This is a genomic window from Brachybacterium sp. sponge (assembly GCF_001613775.1).
In the GTDB taxonomy this organism is placed as follows: domain Bacteria; phylum Actinomycetota; class Actinomycetes; order Actinomycetales; family Dermabacteraceae; genus Brachybacterium; species Brachybacterium conglomeratum.
This window is the reverse complement of record NZ_LRMP01000001.1, coordinates 215712-231800: the sequence shown is the minus strand read 5'-3', so window position 1 is coordinate 231800 and position 16089 is coordinate 215712. Positions and strand designations below refer to the sequence as shown.

General features: G+C 68.0%; 15 protein-coding genes. 9 read left to right on the top strand and 6 right to left on the bottom strand.

From position 1 onward, the window contains the following. Positions 1-29 precede the first annotated feature (29 nt). Positions 30-1892, top strand: coding sequence for an ABC transporter ATP-binding protein (locus A4A78_RS01050; RefSeq protein WP_082835118.1), 1863 nt, complete (start codon positions 30-32; stop codon positions 1890-1892). A 41-nt stretch (positions 1893-1933) separates the two neighbouring features. Next, positions 1934-2626 (top strand): glycosyltransferase family 2 protein, encoded by a 693-nt coding sequence (locus A4A78_RS01045; protein ID WP_062946590.1) that lies wholly within the window; start codon positions 1934-1936, stop codon positions 2624-2626. A gap of 27 nt (positions 2627-2653) precedes the next feature. Here the strand turns inward: A4A78_RS01045 and A4A78_RS01040 are convergent, their stop codons facing one another. Genes A4A78_RS01040 through A4A78_RS01030 form a run of 4 tightly spaced genes read right to left on the bottom strand, consistent with a single transcriptional unit; the run spans position 2654 to position 6186 of the window. Next, positions 2654-3652, bottom strand: coding sequence for a hypothetical protein (locus A4A78_RS01040; protein ID WP_062946589.1), 999 nt, complete (start codon positions 3650-3652; stop codon positions 2654-2656). After that, positions 3649-4605 (bottom strand): glycosyltransferase family 2 protein, encoded by a 957-nt coding sequence (locus tag A4A78_RS01035; RefSeq protein ID WP_062946588.1) that lies wholly within the window; start codon positions 4603-4605, stop codon positions 3649-3651. The genes A4A78_RS01040 and A4A78_RS01035 overlap by 4 nt, the downstream gene beginning before the upstream one ends. A gap of 1 nt (position 4606) precedes the next feature. Continuing rightward, positions 4607-5131, bottom strand: a complete 525-nt coding sequence (locus tag A4A78_RS17885) for a DapH/DapD/GlmU-related protein (protein ID WP_197466604.1) — start codon at positions 5129-5131, stop codon at positions 4607-4609. After that, entirely contained in the window at positions 5128-6186 is a 1059-nt protein-coding gene (locus tag A4A78_RS01030) for a glycosyltransferase family 2 protein (RefSeq protein WP_062946587.1), read from the bottom strand. Before A4A78_RS01030 ends, A4A78_RS17885 begins: the two co-directional genes overlap by 4 nt. Before the next feature lie 386 nt (positions 6187-6572). Here A4A78_RS01030 and A4A78_RS01025 point away from each other — a divergent pair, with 386 nt between their 5' ends. From A4A78_RS01025 to A4A78_RS01015, 3 genes are all read left to right on the top strand, one after another. Then, positions 6573-7553 (top strand): hypothetical protein, encoded by a 981-nt coding sequence (locus A4A78_RS01025; RefSeq protein WP_156488510.1) that lies wholly within the window; start codon positions 6573-6575, stop codon positions 7551-7553. Positions 7554-7886: 333 nt separating this feature from the next. Next, positions 7887-9266 (top strand): sugar transferase, encoded by a 1380-nt coding sequence (locus A4A78_RS01020; protein WP_231880790.1) that lies wholly within the window; start codon positions 7887-7889, stop codon positions 9264-9266. A 2-nt stretch (positions 9267-9268) separates the two neighbouring features. Continuing rightward, positions 9269-9844: a VanZ family protein gene (locus tag A4A78_RS01015; RefSeq protein WP_062946585.1), complete on the top strand. Its 576-nt coding sequence runs from the start codon at positions 9269-9271 to the stop codon at positions 9842-9844. On the opposite strand, the gene A4A78_RS01010 is transcribed toward A4A78_RS01015, so the two are convergent. Next, the gene (locus tag A4A78_RS01010; RefSeq protein ID WP_062946584.1) at positions 9744-10493 is read right to left on the bottom strand and encodes a nucleotidyltransferase family protein; all 750 of its coding nucleotides are present in this window, start codon (positions 10491-10493) and stop codon (positions 9744-9746) included. The two genes, A4A78_RS01015 and A4A78_RS01010, sit on opposite strands and share 101 nt — an antisense overlap. A gap of 205 nt (positions 10494-10698) precedes the next feature. Between A4A78_RS01010 and manA the strand changes: the two genes are divergently transcribed. Genes manA through A4A78_RS00995 form a run of 3 tightly spaced genes read left to right on the top strand, consistent with a single transcriptional unit; the run spans position 10699 to position 13339 of the window. Continuing rightward, the gene (manA, locus tag A4A78_RS01005; RefSeq protein WP_062946583.1) at positions 10699-11913 is read left to right on the top strand and encodes a mannose-6-phosphate isomerase, class I; all 1215 of its coding nucleotides are present in this window, start codon (positions 10699-10701) and stop codon (positions 11911-11913) included. Continuing rightward, complete coding sequence (locus A4A78_RS01000; RefSeq protein ID WP_062946582.1) at positions 11910-12197, top strand: PqqD family peptide modification chaperone; 288 nt, start codon at positions 11910-11912, stop codon at positions 12195-12197. The genes manA and A4A78_RS01000 overlap by 4 nt, the downstream gene beginning before the upstream one ends. After that, positions 12194-13339 carry a hypothetical protein gene (locus A4A78_RS00995; protein WP_062946581.1) on the top strand — a complete coding sequence of 382 codons (1146 nt, stop codon included), beginning with the start codon at positions 12194-12196 and terminating at the stop codon, positions 13337-13339. Before A4A78_RS01000 ends, A4A78_RS00995 begins: the two co-directional genes overlap by 4 nt. Here A4A78_RS00995 and A4A78_RS00990 read toward each other — a convergent pair whose 3' ends face one another. Further along, a complete protein-coding gene (locus A4A78_RS00990) occupies positions 13340-13903 on the bottom strand; it encodes a hypothetical protein (RefSeq protein ID WP_082835113.1) in 564 nt (187 codons plus the stop codon). 316 nt (positions 13904-14219) lie between these two features. Between A4A78_RS00990 and A4A78_RS00985 the strand changes: the two genes are divergently transcribed. After that, complete coding sequence (locus tag A4A78_RS00985) at positions 14220-15905, top strand: choice-of-anchor G family protein (RefSeq protein WP_062946579.1); 1686 nt, start codon at positions 14220-14222, stop codon at positions 15903-15905. The last annotated feature ends 184 nt before the right edge of the window (positions 15906-16089 follow it).

The following is a 16089-nucleotide window of genomic DNA, read 5'->3' as shown; positions in this document are numbered from 1 at the left end:
GATGGGACTCAAAGCGTTCGCTTGCCGAGATGCAGGCCGCGGCGTGCAGGTATGGCCGGGAGGGAATAGGTATGCGTTCAGACTTTAGTTACTTGAGGCGAATATTCGCGTTGCTTCCCTGGAGGATGGGGTGGCCGATTGTGCTACTGGTCCTCTCCGCGGTTCTCGCAGCTGGTCTCGACATGGCCGCAGTTGCGGCCATGCTGCCGCTGACTCAGCTGTTGACCGCCGGGGGAGGGGTTCCGTCAATTATTGCTGATTTGCTCGCCCCAATTGTGCCAAATGGCGATCGTCCCACAATACTGCTCGTGCTCGCGCTCTTTGTTGGACTGGCATTCATTGCGAAGAATATTGCTCTAATTGGCATCCGATGGTGGACGCTCGGAGTGACGTCCAGGGCCACAGCGCGGCTCCAGGCCGAGTTGCTGAAGAAGTACGTTGCGGCTCCCTACTCGAGTCATCGAATGCGGTCTAGATCTGCGGTACTCCAGAACGTCACGAACGCTGTGCCCGGAGGTATCGAGGGAGTATTTCTCGGATATATCACCATAGCGGTTGACGGTGTCACAATCATCGCCCTCGTCGCGATGCTGGTCGTCATCTCGCCGCTTGCGTCACTCGGTGCGATAGTAATATTTGGCGGTGCCGGGCTTCTGATCTCCCGCCTCCTCAAGCCAGCTGCGCTGAAGTACGCTCACAGGGCGATGGGCATCGAGACCGAGTCGTGGGGACTTGTCAATCCTGCGATTGAGGGATTTAGGGAGTCGCGAGTTTTTGGGCGTGAGCAGTTGTTCGTCGGCCACTATCTGACTAATCGTGACAGATTCGCGCGCACCAAGCGACCTCAGGCACTCCTTGGCGAGATGCCCAAATATCTTCTCGAGATTGTCATGATATTCGGGATTCTCGTAGTCGCACTGATGCTCTTTGCTACGCAATCGGAGGCTCAGGCCTTCGGTCTGTTAGCAATGTTTGCTGCCGCCAGCATCCGGATTATCCCGGCTTTGAACCGATTGGTGGCAACCTATAATGGTGTACGGGCAGGTCGTCCATACCTGACCGCGGTTTCGTCGGCCATCGCGGAGCTGGACGCTGAACAAACAGCTCCACCCGGTGTGGGTGAGGTGGATATCGAGGTTTCGGATGGTGAACCTATCGTCGTAGACAACGTGAGCTTCCGATACCCCGACTCGGATCAGATGGTGCTTCGGGGGGTGTCTGCGGAGATCGCGCGCGGCAGCTTCGTTGCGCTCGTCGGCACCTCCGGGGCAGGCAAGACCACTTTTGCCGACATTCTCGTCGGATTGTTGGAGCCGTCGGAAGGTGCGGTCTCTGTCGGAGGGGTCGATGTCGCGGAGCACCCTTCCTCGTGGCGTCGTGAAGTTGCGATGGTCTCCCAGCGTGTCTATCTCTGGGAAGCGCCAGTCAGGGATTTGATTACCTTCGGCCTCCCGCGGGACGAGGTCGACGATAGGTTGCTCGCGGAGGTATTGGATCGTGCACGGCTCTGCGAGCTCGTCGAGAGCATGCCTGAGGGCCTAGATACTGTCGTTGGCGAATCGGGGGCCAGGCTGTCCGGAGGCCAGGCTCAGCGCATCGGGATCGCGCGCGCGCTATATGCGCAGCCAAAGGTGTTGGTCCTCGATGAGGCGACAAGTGCTCTGGACAACGAGACCGAAGCTGAGATCAGCAGGACCCTCGAGCAGTTGCGAGGAGAGGTGACATTGGTCGTGATTGCTCACCGTCTCTCCACGGTTAAGAAGGCCGATGAGATCTTCTTCTTCTCCGGCGGGCGCCTTGCGGCGCGCGGGACGATGAGCGAACTGAACCGCTCCACTCCTGAGTTTGCACGCCTTGTGGAGCTCGGGAACCTGGAGGTGGATGCGTTGTGAGAGTTGCAGTTCGGCCGCAAGAGAGCGATGCAAAGATCAGTGTGGTCATTCCGACCCTGCAGCGGTCCGATGATCTGGAGCCGCTCGTGAAAATGTGCTCCGAGCATCCGCTGGTGAAGGAGGTGCTCCTGGTCAATAACGCCCAAACTGATGTCTCGTTCACGTACGCCAAGCTGGTGGTCCTCCAGCAGGCCGATAATATTTTCGTTAACCCTGCGTGGAATCTAGCCGTCCGAAGAGCTCAAGCTCCGTACCTGGCGATCCTCAATGATGACGTTTCTTTCGATCCTGAGTTGATTGATCTAGCGTGCCGTCTTCTCGCGCGACCCACTGTGGGCATGGTCGGCATCGACGGGAGTTTCATCAATCGACCACGCGAGCCCCGCTTGCGAGTGAGGATCGCTACTCATGAACATGTCTCACTCGGGTTCGGGATGGCGATGTTCATGCGTAGAGCAGACTACGTCCCGATCCCGGAGAGCATGCGAATCTGGGGTGGTGACGATTGGCTGTTCCTTCAGCAGAGGCGGCTGAATCGCGTGATTTGCGGTGCCCGATTCGAGACTGAAGTGAGCGTCACAAGTTCGTCCGAGGAGTTTCAGCTCCTGCGGGCAGCCGAGTATGTGGAGATAGATAAGCATCTCAAGAGGGTGGCAGGGAAGCGATGGTGGCATTACCCGTCCAGAGGGCTTGCGGCGTTGAGGGCCCTGAGGGGACGATTGAGGAAGATGTGACCTCGTGATCGAGATGCCAGACTTTCTCTACATCGGCTTCTTGTTGAGCTGAGACAATTCCCTGTCGAGTTGGGCGAGTCCTACAAGTCCGAGCGACTCGGAGATATCTCGGAGTCGCCAGCGCCAGTCAAGTGATTCGCGTGCGCGTATCCAATTCGCAATGGACTTGCTCGGGTCCCACATCAGTGCGAGATCGCGGACTCTCTCAAGGCCGTGACTGAGATCGTAGGGGCTGATCTCCGCAGTCGCGCCGGGCCAGAACAGGTATTCAGCCGAAACTGGCGCTGTTCCGATGACGGCCGCCCCTGTGCCGAGCGCATCGGTCCAGCGCCCGGTCACGTAGTCCCTGGTCGGATGCGTGTAGTCCGCAGGGCTCACGAGATTGGAGAAGGCGAGCACGAACTTGGAGCGCAGTAGGGCCGAGCGCACGTTCTGCTGATTCACTGCAGGATCCGGGTCCATGGCAGGCCGACCCTCGAACGTCAGCCCCACGGCCGCAGCGGCTTCCGCGGTGCGACGGTCGTCGTCCCAGGCGGCCGGCTGTCGCCCGATGCGGAGCAGGTCCACGGGGCGTTCGGTCGGCAGCTCGTCGATCGCGAGAGTGTCCGTGCCCCACGGTGCCCAGTGGATCTGGGTCCCCGTGGTGGACGCCCACTCGTCCTGCAGATCTCGGTCGGTGATGAAGATGTGGTCGAAGTGTCCTCGGTGCCGGGCCATGCGCGAGATGCGGTCGCTCCAGAAGGAGTCGATGACCCAGGCGGCGGTCGTGCGATACCCGGGCAGCAAATGGCGGATGCGGGCGGCGTAGGCGAGGTGTGCAGGGTTCGATGCGAGGACGAGGAGCGCTCGGCGGCCCGATCTGTGCCTCGGGAGCTGGCCGAGGAGCTTGCGGGAGATCGAGACCTCGCCCTGGTCCTGCAGGGTGACGAGGTTGCCCTCGAGGAGCCGCGCGGTGAGATCGGCGAGCTGGTCGATGGGCCCCCAGCCGTTCCCACCCGCTCGGATGTAGAGGATGTCGAGAGTCATCGCGCAGACACCCCCAAAGTCTCCGTTGTGATGGACTGCGGTGCGGGGTTACGGTGCAGGACTCGGAAAGCGAGAATGCCCTGAAGAGCCCCCACGTTCCCGCCGAGGATCTGTGCCGTGCGCAGGCGGTCGGCTCGGCTCTGTCGTCGCAGCAGATTCGGAATCTGGCGTGCGATCTGGATGAGCGAGTACTTGAAGCTCGGCCCGGTCATGCCGCTCGAGCGATAGCGGGTCCACAGGAGGATCCGTGCGTAGTGCTGGATGCGCTGCTGGCGGAAGAGCGCCCTCGGCGCGTGCTTGAGGCGGTAGTGCACGACAGCTCGGGGACGCGTGACTACCTTTGTTCCTGTCAGCTGCGCGCGCCACGCGAAGTCCGTCTCCTCTGCCCCGCCTGGATAGGAGGGGTCCATCCCGTCAAGCGCGAGATAGCGGTCGCGCCGGATGGCGAAGTTCCCGCCTGGGGCGGTGGGCAGGTAGCCGGCGTACCCCGCTGCGGTCATGGATTCCGGAGTGGAGGCCGGATCGGGATCCGGGGCGATGCTGTACGCCGCGAGGACATCCGTGTCGTTGAACCGCTCATGGTGCAGGGCGCCGGCGGAGATGACATCAGCTCCGGCCAGGAGCGGTGCCGAGAGCTCGCGCACCCAATGCGCATCGACGAGGTCATCCGCATCGCAGAACAGCAGGACGGAACCGCGTGCGGCGGTGGCGCCACAATTCCGGGCGTGACTGGCGCTCGACGGGCCCGCGGCGTCGACTATGCGGAGATCTAGGGTGCCTGCGTGCGCGGCGGCGACAGCACTGGTTCCGTCGCTGCTGTTGTTGTCGCACACCAGGACCTCGAAGTGCTCGGCTCCTTCTTGGGCGCGCAACGATTCGAGCTGCTCGCCGAGCACGTTCGCGGCATTGTGTGCGGGGATGATGACGCTGAGCCTGGGCGGGGTCTCGCTCACGTCAGTCCGCCTCTCCGCCCTGATCTCCAGGCTCCAGGTCGCGCAGCTTCCGGGCGGGCACTCCGGCATAGACGCTGTCGGGGAGACAGTCGGAGGTCACCACGGCCCCGGCGCCGATGATGCTTCCGGCGCCGACGGTGATGCCCGGGAGCACGATGGCTCCTGCTCCGATCCATGCACCGTCGCCGACGTTGATGCCTCGATGGGCACCATCTGCGGCCCGTCGAGCGGACGGACCTATTCCGTGATTGCCGGTCACGAACATCGCTCGAGGCCCCACGGTGACGTTGGTTCCGAGCCGGATCGGACCGGCGTCGAAATAGGCCTGATTGTTGATGAAGCTGCCGGCGCCGACCCGAATCGAGTTCGGATTGCAGAAGGTGATGCCGTGCCCGAGGGCTACGTCGTCGATGCCGGCGAGCCCCAGTCGAGCCAGGAGCTGAGCGCGATATCGGATGGGTACCACGGAAGACCCGGCGGTCTGGAAGAGAGCGCGCCTTACGGACCCTGCGAGCGGCATCTTCATACGGACATCGTCCCTTCCGAAGGATCGTCGTGGTGGGCGGACGGCGCGGTGAGCCCGAGCCCCGGCGTCGACGCGGGCGCCGTGCGCGGCCATCCGAAACGGAGCGCGCCACTCGCGTTCCCGAGCGCATAGGACCATCGCATGGCGATGTCGAAGAGCGAGGCGGAGCGACGGAACGGCATCAGGACCGTCGCCGCCAGGCAGCGTGCGATGTCGACCGGCCACGGCGGGACGGGCGACTGCGAGGACGCTCCGTGGACGATCAGCAGTCGCCGTCGGGCCCGTGCGTCCTGGAACCCGCGGCGCATGCGCTGCTTCGCGGACCACTTCCCCCGATACGCGATGCGGACTGACTCCGCGACGGGGATTCGATGTCCATCCCGCCGAGAACGGAAGGCGAGATCGTTGTCGTCGCCGTAGTGAGCGAACTCTTGGTCGAAGCCTCTCAGCTCGAGGAGCGTCGACCGGGCCCCTCCGAAGTTTCCCGCCATCAGGACGGGGAACGGGCCGGGCTGCTTGTCCGCCGGCGCAGACCACTCCGGGGGCGAGGCGTCGAACTCCCGGCGGACCGTCTCGAGGCCGTCTGAGAAGGGCGCTTCCGCCAGCAGGATCGACTCCCCGGTCCAGAGCTGGGTGTGCTGGGACGAGAGATATCCATTCCTCACCCAGGTCCGTGAGACGACGTCATCCGCATCGCAGAACTGCAGTGACTCGGCGCGAGCATGGGAGATCCCCACGTTCCGCGCATAGGAGGAGCCCTGGTGCTCGTGTGCGGGGACGATCCTCAGCTCGAAAGCGGTGGAGTGCAGGAAGTCCGCAGCGGCCTCATCGAGTCGTTGCGCCGGGTCGTTGTCCACGAGGATCACCTCGAACGGTGGCGCGTCGACCTGATCCGAGAGCGACGCCAGCTGCAGCGCGATGGTCGACTGCGCCTGGAAGCACGGGATGACCACGCTGACCGATGGACCGGCCACGTCCCCTCCTTGCTCCTCATCCGGGGCCCGCGCTCGGTGCGCGTGCGACGAGTCGAACGATAGCGGCAACTCGGCGGCCACCGCCGAAAGTCTCGTCGGTCCTTGTTCACCTCTCAGGTCGCGACCTCGCCTCGAGTCCGGGCTGTTCGCCGTCAGGCGGACGCGGTTGTGACGCCACCCACCGATCGGAAGCGAGGAAAGTCTTCAGATAGCAGTCGTGGGAGGCGCTGTGCTTCAGCGGTGATCTCGCGCGTGACCGGCGCGTGGCATCTGCCGTGCGACGTCTGTCGAGCCTCGATGCCAACTTCGAGTTCCGTCGGCCAATGCCGAGACGGCACCCGAGAAGGAGGTCCTGAGCAGGGGCTGCGGCGGCTGAGCATGGTCACCCTGAGCCCCGTTGAAAGCGACGACGTCGTGGATCCGTCGCGCCGCTCGCACAGTGCTCAGGGGCATCGAGAGACGAGGGGATGAGAGATGACCACGCCACAGCAGGAGACCAGGCCGACCCGGCGCGCCGTCGTGCGCGGTGCCGCGTGGGCGGCACCCGTCGCCTCGTGACCGTCGCCGCGCCCGCGGTCGCGGCGAGTCAGCCGCCTGCGCAGTACGAGATGGATCCGGGGATATTCGTCTCCGCCTCGGCGTCGGCGGACACCGTCGGACGCGTCGGCTACTTCGGAGGCAACGGTGGCGGCGTCCAGACCGCGGCTGATACCCCTGAGGAATCGTTCCGCAACGGAACGACCTGGGCGGAGTCCGACCTGAACTGGGTGGACGGGCGAGGGACGACCGCGACAACCTGGAATGCCAAGAACGCCGTCAACGGCGAGGGCAGCTTCACCCCGACCGGGAACTCGCAGACCACGGGCGTCTACCCCTCCACCACCGGGTTTTGGTCCTCCCGCCCCACCTCGACTCCGGGGACAGGGCAGACCGCGGACTACAGAGGGTCCACGACTCTCGCCTCGGGCGCCGCCCTCACCTCCACCGTCACGGCGATCTACGCGCCGGGCACGAACGCATCCGTCGCTGGGCAGATCGCCGTTGGTCCTTCGTACACGACCATCAGTCCAGGTAACGCAGCGAAGACCTTCACCTACACGGATGGCATCTCGGGGAGCCCGAAGTACGTCTCGCCCCTGTCCGCGAAGGAGGGCACAACCTTCAACGCGCCGACCGTCACGACGAACAGCAAGGGGCAGGTCGTGGTCGCGATGAGCTACACGTTCGCCACGAACCAGGCGATCACCGCCGGCAGCGCGAAGCCCTACGCGCAGATCATTTCCCCGCACACCTTCGGGCTGTCCAAGCCCGGCCTGCTGGGCTTCCAGATCGCCGCCGACATCACCGGCACGCTCACGCGGAGCACCACGCAGCGGTCGGTCCAGCTCTCTCGTGCCCTCGCGCAGCGGACCTACCTCTCGCTCTCGGGTGCGTGGCCGCCCGGGTGAGCTCAGCGGCTCTGATCACAGTTTCTGCACAACTGTGCTCGACTGTCGCCACCGACCATTAAAGTCGCAATCAAACGTCGCTTCGCCCGTTATCTCCCTAGGGCGCTCGAGGGGGCGGGGCGTCGGGCCGAACGGTCCGGCGCAGGGGTGTGAGACGGTGGCCGTGGTCGCCGATGAGCCGTGGAGGGGCTGTTGAACGCTGTTCCCGGGGACCTGGGAGTGGGGACCTTGACCGATCTGGACGCCGAGCGGGCTGCGCCGGCACGCCGCCGATCCTCGACGCGGACCCGGCGCACGCCGGAGGCACGGCTGCGCCTGCTGACGCTGCCGGCCATGATCGTCGCGGACGTGCTCGCGCTCGCCCTCGCGGTGGGCATCGCGTTCGCCGTGCGCCAGCTCGTCCTGCCGCCGGCCGGCGATCTCCGCGAGAACGTCGCCAGCGCCTCCCTAGTCATGGCGCTGGGCTGGTTGGCCGCGATCGCGGTGCTCGGCGGGTACGACCGTCGCCAGCTCACCTCCGGCCCGCAGCTCTACCGCAACGTGCTCCACGCCTCCGGCGCCGCCTTCGGGGTGATCGGAGCGTTGGTCTACCTGCTGGATCTCGAGCTCTCCCGCGCCTTCTTCCTCGCGTTCTTCGTGGCGGGCCCGCCACTGTTGCTGCTGAACCGGCTGCTGCTGCGGCGCGGCCTCGCCACGGCCCGCGTGCGCGGGGTCTTCCGGCAATCGGTGATCGCCGTGGGCTCCCTCGGCCACGTCGACGGGATCGCCGCGACCCTGCACCGCGAGCGGTGGCTCGGCTACGACATCGTGGGCGCCGTGACCCCGGGCGGCCTCGCCGACTCCTCGCGGCTCGGCATCCCCGTGCTCGGCGCGGAGCGGGATCTGCTGGCCATCGCGGAGTCCGCCGCGCCGGACATGCTGCTGTTCACCGCCGGGTCCACCTCGAGCGCCGAGGAGTTCCGCCGCACCGCCTGGAAGCTCGAGCACGAGAAGATCGGCGTGATCGTGGTCCCCGCCCTCACCGAGATCTCCGCTGACCGCGTGACGATGCGCCCCGTTGCGGGCCTGCCGCTGGTGCACATGGACCTGCCGCGCGCCCGTCAGGCACTGCGCTGGACCAAGCGCCTGTTCGACGTGGTCGTCGCCGCGGCCCTGCTGGCGGTGATCTCCCCGCTGCTGGCCGTGATCGCGCTGCGGATCCGAGCCCACGACGGAGGACCGGTGATCTTCCGCCAGCAGCGTGTGGGCCGCGACGGGAAGCACTTCGAGTTCCTGAAGTTCCGCACGATGGTCACCGATGCGGAGGCCGTGAAGCTCGAGATGGTCGAGCGCACCGTCCAGGACCGCGGCAACACGGTCATGTTCAAGATGCAGAATGATCCCCGCATCACCGCCCCCGGACGCTTCCTGCGCCGCTTCTCCCTCGACGAGCTGCCGCAGCTGTGGAACGTGCTGCGCGGCGACATGAGCCTCGTCGGCCCCCGCCCCGCCCTCCCCCGCGAGGTCGACAGCTACGACGACGACGCCCGTCGGCGCCTGCACGTGCGCCCCGGCATCACCGGTCTGTGGCAGGTCTCCGGCCGCAGCGACCTCTCCTGGGAGGACACGGTGCGGCTGGACACCTACTACGTCGACAACTGGTCGTTCACCCAGGACCTCCAGATCCTCATCCGCACGGTCAAGGCCGTGCTCGCCTCCTCGGGCGCCTACTGACGATGGCCCGGCCCGCCCCGGGCGGAGCGCCCGCTGCGCGCCCCCACAGCGCACTGCCCCGCCCCTTCCGCCTCCTCGCCGCGCTCGTCCTGCTGCTCTACCCGCTCGCGGCCGGTGCCCTGCTGCTGACCTCGGACGGCTGGGCGGTGAACCGGCTGAACGTGCGGATCTGGTTCGCCGTCACCGGTGCCGTCGGTCTGCGTGAGCAGATCACGCCGGAGATGTTCGCGGCGCTGGCAAACGTGGCGCTGTTCGTGCCGTTCTTCGCGGCGCTCGCCGTGCTGGTGCCCACCTGGTGGTGGGTGGCGGCCGGCGCGGGGCTCTCGATCGCGGTCGAGCTCTACCAGGGCGAGATCGGCACGCGGGAGCAGGATGTGGTCGACATTCTCGCCAACACCGCCGGGGCCGCGCTCGGCGTCGGCCTGGGGCTCCTCGTGCGCAGGGTCGCCGTGCGCAGGTCGGCCCGTCGGCCGGGACTCAGCGGCGCAGGAAGCGCCCCCAACGCGCCCACCACTCCCGGCGCACCTCCTGCCGCGACGGGGCACGGCCCAGGCGGAGGCCCAGATGATCGCGATTGACCTGCAGCGCCTCGACCAGCAGACGCGCCTTCACGAGCGGTCCCTCGGCGTCCCGCAGCCGCGCCCGCCATACCTCGGAGGGGGCGGCGCCGTCGTGCACCGCCTGCCACACCCGCGCACCGGGCAGGCCCTCGACCGCCTCCGGGCGACCGGTCGCGAGCGCGAGCGGCACCTGGGCGCCGAGCTCGGCGGCGAGGTCCTCGATCCGCGCCCTCTCCGCCTTGTCCACCTCGGTCCAGGCCACGCGCACGTCGTGACGGGACCGGCCGCTCGCATCGCGGGCGGCGTGCACCAGCAGCACCAGACGCTGCGCGGTGAGATCCGGGACCGAGCACGGGGCGCCGCCCAGGTCCACGGTCTCGCGCTGCGCCCACAGGCGCTCGAAGGTCGCCGCCGCATCCCGGTCCAGGCCCGGGAAGGCGCGGTGCAGATCGGCCGTGCCCCACACGCGGTGGTGGAACGTCGCGGCATGCGCGAAGACGCTCCCGTGCTCGAAGGTGGTCACCTGCTCCCAGCCGTCGGCCTCGAGCGCGGCCACCAGCGGCGCGACCTGCGCCGGGTCCACCAGCACGTCGCAGTCCGAGGAGCCGGCGCGGCCCTCGGCCAGCAGCGGATGCAACGCCTCGCCCTTGAGATGCAGGATTCTCACACCCGCACCTCGGGCAATATGGTCGAGGCAGCCATGGGCCATGCGCAGACGCACGGGCACGGGCACCTGCACGGGGGATGTCATGGGGGGAAGTGTAGGAGCCGCAGGCCCCAGACCGCAGGATCGACAGCGGCGCCGACGGGCGAAAGAACGCTCGTCATGAGCGCAGCAGGACGCAGGGACGAGAAGGGAAGGGGGAGCGGACGTGTGGGAGCTCGATAGCCGCATCCAGCACTACGACTGGGGATCGACCACCGCGATCCCCGAGTTCCTGGGCCGTCCCGCCGACGGCGCTCCCTGGGCCGAGGCCTGGTACGGCGCGCACCCGCTGGCACCCTCCACCCTCGCCACCGGACCGGACGCCGGCGCCGGGCTCGACGCCGCGATCGCCGCGGACCCGCGCCGCATGCTCGGCGACGGCGTGGAGCGCGCCTTCGGCGCCCGCCTGCCCTATCTGCTGAAGGTCATCGCGCCGAAGAAACCGCTGTCCCTGCAGGTCCACCCCGATCGCGAGCACGCCCAGGAGTCCTTCGCCGCGGAGACCGCCGCCGGGCTCCCGCTCGAGTCGCCGCTGCGCAACTACCGCGACGACAACCACAAGCCCGAAATGCTCATCGCGCTGACCCGCTTCACCGCGCTGTGCGGATTCCGCACCCCGCGCCGCGCCGCCGCGCTCCTGGAGGGGCTCGGCACCGACCTCACCGACCGCCTCCACACCCTCCTCACCCGCAGCCCCACCGCCCACGGCATGCGCGCCGCGTTCCGCACCCTGGTCTCCTCGGCGATGCGCCCGGACCCCGAGGCGGTCCAGCAGGTCGTCGAGGCATGCCGGGCACGCGCCGAGTCCGGCCACTCGCCCTCCCCCCGCATCGACCAGACCGTCGCGCTGCTCGCGGAGCACCACCCGGGGGACCCCGGCGTGGTCGCCGCGCTGCTGCTGAACCCCGTCACCCTCCGCCCGGGCGAGGCGATGTTCGTGCCCGCCGGGACCCTGCACGCCTACCTGCACGGTGTGGGCCTGGAGATCATGGCCGCCAGCGACAACGTGCTGCGCGCGGGACTGACCCCCAAGAAGGTCGACGCCGACGAGATGCTGCAGTGCGTGAGCGTGCAGGCCGCACCGCCGCTGCGCGTCGCGCCGGAGCGGCAGAACGCGACGTCGGTCGCCTACTACGCGCCCGTCGACGACTTCGAGCTGTCGCTGACCACGCTCACCGACCCGCCCGGCACCTTCCGCACCCGCCACCGCGTCCCCGGCGGTGGACCCCGCACCCTCCTCGGCCTCGAGGGAGAGGTGCTGCTGCAGAGCGACCTGGGCCGCCACGTGCTCACGGCCGGCAAGGCCCTGTTCGTGCCCGCCGCCGCCGGGCAGCTCCACGCCGGCGGCTCCGGCCGCTTCGTCCAGGCGAGCGTCCCGTGACCCGCTACCGGCTGCGCCCCCTGGTCAGCGACTGGGACGGGGAGGACCTGTGGGTGGGGGCGCTGCCCCACGGCCCCATCACCCGCATCCAGGGCGTGGGCGCCCTCGTGCTCGAGCTGCTCGCCGAGACGCCGGACCGCGCGGCGAGTCCCGCCGAGCTCGCCGACCGTCTGAGGCAGGAGGTCGAGGACGTGCCCGGGAACGCCGAGCAGATCATCACCGGCTTCCTCGCCGAGCTCGACGCGGGCGGGATCCTCGAGACGATCGAGGAGGACGCCGCATGACCGCCGCACCCACCACCGTCGCCGCGACCCGGCTCGAGGTCGCCGGCCACAGCGTGCTGCTCACCTTCGGGCCCGGCCTCGAGACCGTGGCCGAGGAGATCGACGCCCTGTGGTCCCACCTGCGCGCGGCCGACGACGACGGCGCGACGCCGCAGATCCGCCTCGACTACGCGCTCGCCGGCGGCGACCTCCCCGCCGGGACCGTCCCGCTGCCCGCGCGGCCCGAGGCGAGCTACACCGTCTCCGGCCACCTCACCCGCGAGGTGATCCGCCGCCTGATCGGCACCCGACTCCTGCTCCACGCCGGCTCCGTCGCCCACCCCGAGCTCGGCACCCTCGTGCTGGTCGGCGCGTCCGGGGCGGGGAAGTCCACCGCCTCCTCCCTGCTGGGACGGGCCGGCGCCTATCTCACCGACGAGCTGACGATCATCACCCCCGGCAGCTTCGCGCTCACGCCGTATCCCAAGCCCGTCTCCAAGCACGACCCGGAGCTCGGCGCGAAGCGGGATCTCGCCTTGCCGGGCCTGGGCCTGCGCGCCGCCGATGAGGCGGCCGTCGCGGCGCCGGCGATGGTGCTGCTGCTCAAGCGGATCCAGGACGAGGACGAGCCGGGGGAGGGGCCCTCGGTGACGCGGGTGCCGCTATCCGAGGCGCTGACCCGGATCGTGCCGCAGACCTCCTCGCTGTGGGAGGTGCCCGGCGGCCTCGCCGCGCTCGCCGGCCTGCTGGACTCCGTGGGCGGGGCGCTCGAGGTGCGCTACCGGGAGGCCGCCGAGCTCGAGGAGCTGCTGCGCCACCTGCCGCCGCCCGAGCACGTCGAGACGGTCGAGATCGCGCCGCGGCCCAGCGATGCTGCCGCCGGCGAGGACACGGCGCCGGCGCCCGGCACGATCGCCGCCGCGCCGTTCCGCCAGGCGCTCGCCGTCGAGTCCGGGCTGTTCGTGCTCGGCCAGCACGGCGCGATCCACCTGCCGGGCCTCGCGGGTCTGGTCTGGGACCTGCTCGCCGACGCAGGCCCCCTGGCCTTCGACCAGCTCGAGCAGCTGGTGATCGAGGAGATCGGGGAGCACCCCGAGAGCGCGGCCCTCGTCCGCGGCACGGTCGCGGATCTCGTGCACCACGGCTGGGCCCGCCAGAGCTGATCAGGGAGCGACGACGCCCCGGCGCAGCACCGGCACCAGCTGCTCCACCCGCTCGGCCAGCAGCGCGGCCGTCCGCGCCGCCTGCGCCGCATCCTTGCCGTAGGGATCGGGGACGTCGAGGCCCGCGGGAATCGCGCGACGCGTCCACGCGGAGATGATTTCCTTCAGCGGAGCGGCCGGATTCTCCGACGCCATCCGAGCGAGTTCTGGAATATGCCCCATATGTCCGATGTGCCGGGCAGCGGCAGGGAATTCATCTAGGAGATAGGCGCGCTGCCGACGCGACATCGTCAGGATCAGATCCGCCCCGATATCTGCGGCGGATACCTGGCGGGCGCGGAAGCCCTGCGGGTCGACGCTGCGCGCGGCCAGCTCGGCCACCATCTGCGACTCCATCGCACTGCCCTCCAGGGCGAAGGTCCCCCTGCTCAGGGCATGGGTGCCGGGCAGTCGATCGCGCAGCAGATGCTCGGCGAAAGGAGAGCGGCAGACGTTGCCTGTGCACACGAACAGGACCGAGGGCAACCGTGGCTCCGGGCGGTGCACGGGGGCGGGAGGGCTCATGCGCACAGACTAGACGCCGCAGGAGACTTGTCGGAAATGTCCAGATAAAAGGGGCGATGTGGAAAACTTACTGGGCGGTAAGGTCACGGAAAGGTGTCGGAGGCGAAGAATCGTGACCGCACTCCTTTCTATTCGCCGAGGGCATGTCAATATCGGGGGCGTGACGGTCCGCCGTCGCACCTGTCCGCCTGAGAGCGCCTCCCTCGGAGGGCGCCAGATGGTGCGCCCGGAGCGAAGCGTCCCCGTCGTCCACTCGACGCGACCCGGCCACTCGTGAGGTGAGGCGCCGGGCCGCCTGCGCCCGAAAGAGGTTCCCGTGACCGCACCCTCCCGTGTCCGCCCTGCCGAGACCGGACACTCTGCCTTCACCCGCCGCACCCTCGTGAAGGGCGCGGCGTGGGCGACCCCCGTCGCCGCGTTCTCGCTCAGCGCGCCGGCGATGGCGGCGTCTCCGCTCTGTGCGGACCTGACGTACAACTCGACCTCGACGGGGCGTCTACTCAGCGGCAACCTCCTCGGCACTGATCTGGACAACGTCGTCGCCGTCCAGGGGGTGACCGCGTTGGCTACGGATCCGGCGGCGGAAGGATCGACGGGAGGGTCCGAATATGACCAGCGCGCGAACCCTCTGAATGCCGGTGTCCTGAACGCGATCGATCTGGAGCTCGGCGGAGTCGCAGGGCTCGTCTCGTTCCTGGCGGCCATCCTCACCGATCAGAATGTCGGGACGCTCAACCAGTTCGCCTTCGCGCACGAACTGGCAGGTGACGCCGAGGTCGCCGAGGTCGGGGCGTCCGGCGCCGTGGCCGACAACGGAGTCATCAACTTCGACCAGGGCGCCGGAGCGCCACCGGCTCTCGGGAGCCTCGATCTCAAGTCGGTGCTAGAGCAGCTCACAGGCAACGAAGGCGCTGCCACGCTCGTCGCGTCCGTCACGGATCTCCAGCTTGAGGTCGGAGCTGTCGCGGGCCGGGCATCTTCGGACAGGGTCTGCGAACCCGCGGAACTCACGACGCGAATGGCGGCACCGGAAGAAGTCATTACGCGTGAGCATCTGCTCGCCTCGCTGAGGCTCATCGTTGAATCCGACACGGTGGGAGGTGTGCTCACCGCCCTCGAGGAGACTGTCGAGGCTGTTCCGATCAGCACTGAAGCAATCATTAGTCTGCTCTCTGCACTTCTCGGCCCGCTCGGTCCGGTTGCCGACGCACTGCTCGGGTTGATCACCGGCGTCACCGGGCTGGATGTCGAGATCGGTCTCGATCTCTCGCAGGTGACGGATCCGCTGCCTGCTGACGCTGGATCTGCCATTCATGCCGAGCTTGGCGCCGGGCGGCTGACCGTGGACGTCGCGAGCCTTCTCGGTGGCGCATACCCCGGTGGCACCTCGGAATGGCTGAACTCTCTCACGGCAAACTCGAGGCTTTTCATCGACTACCCGGTTCCGGGTGATGCGGTGTCGAACTTCCTCCACGACCTGACTGCCGAGCTGATCGCGAAGGTCAAGGAGCTCGTCACCATTCGCATCTCGGCGGGCTCTGTCACCGGTATCGGCGCCACGGGATTGCTCATTGAAGGCTCCCTGGCCGACTTCCTGGAGGGCCGCGGGACCGTTCGACTGGTCGCTCTCGGCATTGACCTTGTGGGTCGGCTTGCCCAGGCGGCGGTCAGCGGACTCCTGGTCAGCATTGGCGAGCTGGTGGAAGGGGCGATCGACGGACTGCTGAACCAGGACGGCCTCGTTCCCGGCCTGCTCGATGGAGTCAACTCACTGCTGGCTTCGCTGTTCACGGTCCTCGAGGACGTCCTCCAGCTGACGGTCAACGCACAGAACGCGCCCGAGAACGGCAGCAACCCTCCCGCGTACTACCAGGATCCGGACAATGTGGAGGCGGGGCAGTACGACGTCGCGGCCCTTCACCTGCAGGCCGTCGGGGCGCTGAACGTGCTCGACCTCTCCATTGCACGAGGATCGGTCGGGCCGAACGCCCTCAGGGCTTGAGCGACACCGACCGGGCGGGGCTTCGGTGCTGGTGACGCCGGAGCTCCGTCGGTCGGAGCGTCTCGAATCGATGGCTCGAGACCGATCGCATGCTGTTTGCGTATTCGGAGAGGTCGCGGAGTCTGTCGTCTACACCAACCGTCGCCATCTCCTGGTCGCACGCTTGGTGCTCGCGGCTCGTCGT

Excerpts from the sequence above, each read along its gene's own strand:
- A4A78_RS01050 (WP_082835118.1), top strand. The coding sequence starts at position 30 with ATGCAGGCCGCGGCGTGCAGGTATGGCCGGGAGGGAATAGGTATGCGT.
- A4A78_RS01040 (WP_062946589.1), bottom strand. The coding sequence starts at position 3,652 with ATGACTCTCGACATCCTCTACATCCGAGCGGGTGGGAACGGCTGGGGG.
- A4A78_RS17885 (WP_197466604.1), bottom strand. The coding sequence starts at position 5,131 with ATGAAGATGCCGCTCGCAGGGTCCGTAAGGCGCGCTCTCTTCCAGACC.
- A4A78_RS01025 (WP_156488510.1), top strand. The coding sequence starts at position 6,573 with ATGAGAGATGACCACGCCACAGCAGGAGACCAGGCCGACCCGGCGCGC.
- A4A78_RS01020 (WP_231880790.1), top strand. The coding sequence starts at position 7,887 with ATGATCGTCGCGGACGTGCTCGCGCTCGCCCTCGCGGTGGGCATCGCG.
- A4A78_RS01015 (WP_062946585.1), top strand. The coding sequence starts at position 9,269 with ATGGCCCGGCCCGCCCCGGGCGGAGCGCCCGCTGCGCGCCCCCACAGC.
- A4A78_RS00995 (WP_062946581.1), top strand. The coding sequence starts at position 12,194 with ATGACCGCCGCACCCACCACCGTCGCCGCGACCCGGCTCGAGGTCGCC.
- A4A78_RS00990 (WP_082835113.1), bottom strand. The coding sequence starts at position 13,903 with ATGAGCCCTCCCGCCCCCGTGCACCGCCCGGAGCCACGGTTGCCCTCG.